The organism is Streptomyces sp. NPDC007905 (genome assembly GCF_042959345.1).
GTDB lineage: Bacteria > Actinomycetota > Actinomycetes > Streptomycetales > Streptomycetaceae > Streptomyces.
On record NZ_JBIBKS010000079.1, the window covers coordinates 1 to 1,942 of the forward strand.

General features: G+C 66.0%; 2 protein-coding genes. Both read right to left on the reverse strand.

The window, feature by feature from the left end:
• Positions 1-181 precede the first annotated feature (181 nt).
• Positions 182-526 (reverse strand): hypothetical protein, encoded by a 345-nt coding sequence (locus ACFZDC_RS41970; RefSeq protein ID WP_391332368.1) that lies wholly within the window; start codon positions 524-526, stop codon positions 182-184.
• 337 nt (positions 527-863) lie between these two features.
• On the reverse strand, positions 864-1,265 hold the full coding sequence (locus ACFZDC_RS41975; RefSeq protein WP_136217636.1) for a hypothetical protein: 402 nt from the start codon (positions 1,263-1,265) through the stop codon (positions 864-866).
• Positions 1,266-1,942: the final 677 nt, after the last annotated feature.

Consider the following 1,942-nt stretch of genomic DNA (forward strand, 5'->3'; position numbering starts at 1 on the left):
ACCGGCACCTGCACCACCTGCCACCGCCCCCTGCCCAGAACAGCCACCACCGCCCAAAACCCGAGAGCCAGAGCAACCTAACGGAGCCCTACTAGTGCCGTGACCGAGAAGGTTCACCGGCTGCGGTCTGTTGGCGTTTGGAAGCTCGGGGACTTCGGCAGACGGCAGCCAGGCCGTTTCGTCAGTTGATCAGAAAGGGAAACACGTCAGCGAAGGACATGGTCGTGTCGGGTCGGAGGCGCGTGGTTTCGCCTTGGAAGGACCGCACCTCCAGCCAGCTCTGCGGCGATGCCGTCGACACTACGTCCATGAGCTTCTGGACGTCGGCCGGCCGGAAGACCTTGAACTTCGGTGACGGTCGGTAGAACGACGGCTGGATGTCGAAGCGCATGTCAACGGCGCGATAAGGGGATCGTCCACAGTCGCTGTAGGGCAGCGAGGCGTGACCATGGATGCGGGCGTCGACCAGCACCTCCGGGTCCCCGTCCTCGATCTCGCGGTTGAACACGGGGAAGGCTGTCGTCACCCGCGCTGCTCCTGGATGTGCAGCGCATGCCCGGCCCAGTGCCGGCGAGCAGAACAGCGCGGGATCGAACGACCCGACCGGACTCGGCAATGCCACCTTGTGGTGGGACCGGCCGTCGAAGGCGAGGTCCCGCCTGGAGCAGAGGAAGTCCAGGAACCCGGCAACCACTGCGTCCTGGTGGCTGCCGGCTCGCACTGCGAAGCGGACCGCGCTGCGTCCCCGCTCACGCAGAACCTATGTGGTCAGAGCGCTAGCGGTGACCGAATATAGTCCTCGCCCTTGTCGCCGGGACGGTGTATCTGCACCCGGTGTCGTCCGGGGACCCGGGCAGGAAACGTCAGACCGACGGTGGTACGGCAGGAAACAATCGCGCCGGCCTGCCGGCCTCGGCGGTGGCCCCATCCGCGTACAGGCGCCATGTGCCGCCGTCCAAACGCACACATGGATCGGTCCACGTCTCCGTGGCGTCCGGCACGATCATCCGGGTAGTGGCTTGTTGGACGTCGTGGATGACCACAGCGAGAACCCTGCAGCCCAGATGGCCCATAGCGAGCTCCTGTTCAGGGTGGTCCTCCGGGCCTGCGGCCTGCACCACGTAGAACCGGTCGTCGACCCAGTACCCGGACACGTCCAGCCAGGCGTCCTCCGGTAGTGGGACACCGTCCACCCACACGCCGACCTTCTCGGTCTTGTCCTTCAGGTGCACGGCCCGATGACGGTCGTCGGAGGTGAATTCCACGTGCAGCCCGGTTCCCCTCCAGCAGTCCACGAAGGAGCTACAGGCCCCCGGTATCGGGCCTATGCGGAACTCCGGAGCGTCGGCGGCCGGGCCTTCGACGGGGGGACGGCTGCAAGTCTGCGGTTCCCGGCATGGCCGGTCGATCCGACGTTCACAACCGAGCCCTATCGCCGCGCAGTCCCGCGGTGACGCTTGAGACAGCAGGGCGATGAGACGTTCCCGATAACGGCCGTCCCCCACCAGGCCGCGTAGATTGCTTGCGTTCGTCCACCACATGAGCAGATCGACGCCCACCACCGAATGCCGCAGCCATGCCTGCCACAGATCGCCCTGAGCCTTCCACCGGTTCGAGGGCCCAGTACCAGGCAGTCTGTCCCCGGCCTTTTCATGAGGGGCACTCCTGCGCACTCTCCAACGCACCGCTCCACCCGCCCCGCCCGCTCGACACCGCCGGACAGACGCACTGAGGAATGCTGGCCGGTCGGCTCACACAGATGATAGAAGGCTGCATCGGAGCCTGAACGCAGGAAGTCCTGGAGAACGGCAGCGATTTACGTACGTGTGCGGATCCGGAGGGCCGCTCTAGTAGGACTCCGTTAGGTTGCTCTGGCTCTCGGGTTTTGGGCGGTGGTGGATGTTCTGGGCAGGGGGCGGTGGCAGGTGGTGCAGGTGCCGGT